At 75.3% G+C, this 2,777-nt stretch carries 3 protein-coding genes; 1 reads left to right on the forward strand and 2 read right to left on the reverse strand.

The genetic code is table 11. The features are described from left to right. Nucleotides 1-565 (forward strand): Uma2 family endonuclease (locus tag DQW06_RS17395; protein WP_232833059.1); only part of this gene is annotated, 565 nt, incomplete at its 5' end. Nucleotides 566-617: 52 nt separating this feature from the next. Here DQW06_RS17395 and DQW06_RS17400 read toward each other — a convergent pair. Next, a complete protein-coding gene (locus tag DQW06_RS17400) occupies nt 618-1,337 on the reverse strand; it encodes a cobalt-precorrin-6A reductase (protein WP_117198930.1) in 720 nt (239 codons plus the stop codon). Beyond that, on the reverse strand, nt 1,334-2,777 hold a 1,444-nt coding region (locus tag DQW06_RS17405), incomplete at its 5' end, for a cobyric acid synthase (protein WP_117198932.1). The genes DQW06_RS17405 and DQW06_RS17400, both read right to left, overlap by 4 nt.

Genomic DNA, 2,777 nt, shown 5'->3' on the forward strand with positions numbered 1-2,777 from the left:
CACCCACCCATCCGTCACCGTCCAACAGTTCGAGCCCATCGCCCTGGCTGCCGAGCGCGAGGACGTCAAACTCGAATACGTCAACGGAAAGATCTGGGCCGAAGGCGTGACCGACGGGGACCACAACAGCATCCTGACGTGGCTGTTCCGCCAGTTCATGGCACACCGGCCCGACCTGGACCTCACACAGGGCCAAGGCCTGAAGGTCGACACCTACCGCAACGGACGCGCCCGCCCCGACGGCATCCTGACACCGGTCGGCTACTTCGACGGCCAAGGCGAATGGGCCGAGCCCGACGGGGTTCTCGCCGTCATCGAGGTGACCTCCTGGGACGCCGACACGCACGCCCGCGACCGGGTCGAGAAGCCCGCTGCCTACGCCGCCACCGAAATCCCCGCCTACCTGTTGGTCGACCGTGACGTGAACGCCGTGGTGGTGCACTCCCGTCCCGAACACGGTGAGTACCAGGACCGGTCAAGGCACGTCTACGGCGACAGGGTCGAGATCCCCGGCACCGGGATCATCCTGGACACCGACGAGCTGAAGAGCCGGTTCGCCCGCTGACGCGGCCCGCGCGCACCGGTAGCGACGGCCGCGACCGTCCCACGGTCTCCCCTCACCCCAGGGCGGTCACCCAGGCGAACGCGGCGGTCACGTCGTGGACGGTGGGCACGCCGGTCGGACCCGGCGGGCGCCGCACCACCACGACCGGAACGCCCAGCAGCCCGGCCGCCTCCATCTTGGGCCGGGTGTAGGCGCCGCCGGAGTCCTTGGTGACCAGCACGTCCGCGCGGTGCCCGCCCATCAGGTCCAGTTCGCCGTCGAGGGTGTACGGCCCCCGGCTGGTCAGCAGGGACCACGTGCCGGGCAGCGCGAGTTCGGGGACGTCCACCACCCGGGCCAGGACCGCCCGCCGCTCCAGCCTCGGCACGAAGCGGGCGAGCTCCTGGCGGCCCACCGTGAGGAAGGGCCGCTCCCCGAGCTCCGCGGCCCGCTCCGCCGCCTCCTCGTGGGTGGCGGCGTACCGCCAGGCCGGGTCGGGGTCCCAGCCCGGCCGCTCCAGCCGCAGCAGGGGAAGGTCCGTGCAGGCGGCCGCCGCGTTGGCGGTCATGCCCAGGGCGAAGGGGTGGGTGGCGTCCACGACCGCGTCGTAGGAGGCCAGCGCCGCGCGCAGGCCCGGCACTCCCCCGAAGCCGCCGATCCGGACCCGGCCCACCGGCAGGCGGGGCCGGGCCACCCGCCCGGCCAGCGACGTGGTCACGTCCACGCCCGCCTCGACCAGGAGGGCGGCCAGCTCACGGGCCTCGGACGTTCCCCCCAAGAGCAGCAGCCTCACCGGGACACCTCCGCCCCGGGCCCGCGCCGCGGACGTGCGGCGGGCGGGGCCCCCGGGGCCAGCGCGGGCAGACCCGCCGGGGCGCCCTCGCGGGCCAGGGCCAGCAGGGCGTCCACGTCCAGGTGCTCCTCCGCCAGGTCGGCGAGCAGGTCCAGGCGCCGCTCCCGGGCAGCGGCGAAGCGCACCCCGGAGGGCGCGCAGCCCAGTGCCTCGGTCAGGAAGGCGGCGCGGAAGGCGTCGCCCTCCAGGCTGCCGTGCCACATGGTGCCGAAGACGTTGCCCGCGCGGGCGCCGCCCGGGAACTCCTCCGCTCCGCCGCCGACCGTGACCCGGCCGTGGTGGATCTCGTAGCCGTGCGCGGGTGCCCCGAGCGCCTTCCCCGAGGGCAGGCGCAGGGTCTTGTCCGCGGTGAAGTCGGTCCGGGCGTCGAGCAGCCCGAGGCCGTCCGCGCGCGCCCTGGGTTCGGCCTCGACCCCGTCGGCGTCGGTGACGGTGCGGCCGAGCATCTGGAACCCGCCGCAGATCCCCAGCAGCGGCCGACCGCGCCGGGCGTGCTCGACGATCGCCCGGTCGAGCCCGCGGGAGCGCAGCCAGGCCAGGTCGGCCAGGGTGGAGCGGGTGCCGGGCAGGACGACCAGGTCGGCGTCGGCCACGTCGCGCGGGCCGGAGGCGAAGACGACGTCCAGGCCCGGTTCCAGCCCGAGGGCGTCCACGTCGGTGAAGTTGCTGATCCGGGGCAGGCGCACCACGGCCACCCTCAGCCCCGCTCCCCCGCGCGTGCGGCGGCCCTCCAGGTCCAGGGCGTCCTCGGAGTCCAGCCACAGCCCCGGGTCCCACGGCAGGGTGCCGTAGACCCGGCGGCCGGTGAGCCGTTCGAGGTCCTCCAGGCCGGGCCGCAGCAGTCCGGGGTCCCCGCGGAACTTGTTGACCACGAAGCCCGCGACCAGCTCCTGGTCGGCGGGCTCCAGCAGGCCCACCGTGCCGTACATCGCGGCGAAGACGCCGCCCCGGTCGATGTCACCGACCACCACCACGGGCAGGCCCGCGTGCCGGGCCAGGCCCATGTTGACGTAGTCGCCCGCCCGCAGGTTGATCTCGGCGGGGCTGCCCGCGCCCTCGGCGACGACGACGTCGTGGCGGGAGGCGAGGTCGTCGTAGGCGGCGTGCGCGGCCTGGGCCAGGTGGCGGCGGCCCGCCTCCCAGTCGGCCGAGGAGACGTCCCCGGCGGGGTGGCCGAGCAGGACGGCGTGGCTGCGCCGGTCGGTGCCCGGTTTGAGGAGCACCGGGTTCATGGCGGGCTCGGGCACGGCGCGGGCCGCCAGGGCCTGCACCCACTGGGCGCGGCCGATCTCCGCCGGGCGGCCGTCGGGGCCGTGGCAGACCATGGAGTTGTTGGACATGTTCTGCGCCTTGTAGGGGGCGACCCGCGCGCCGCGGCGC

The sequence above is a fragment of the Nocardiopsis sp. TNDT3 genome (assembly GCF_003427465.1).
GTDB lineage: Bacteria > Actinomycetota > Actinomycetes > Streptosporangiales > Streptosporangiaceae > Nocardiopsis > Nocardiopsis dassonvillei.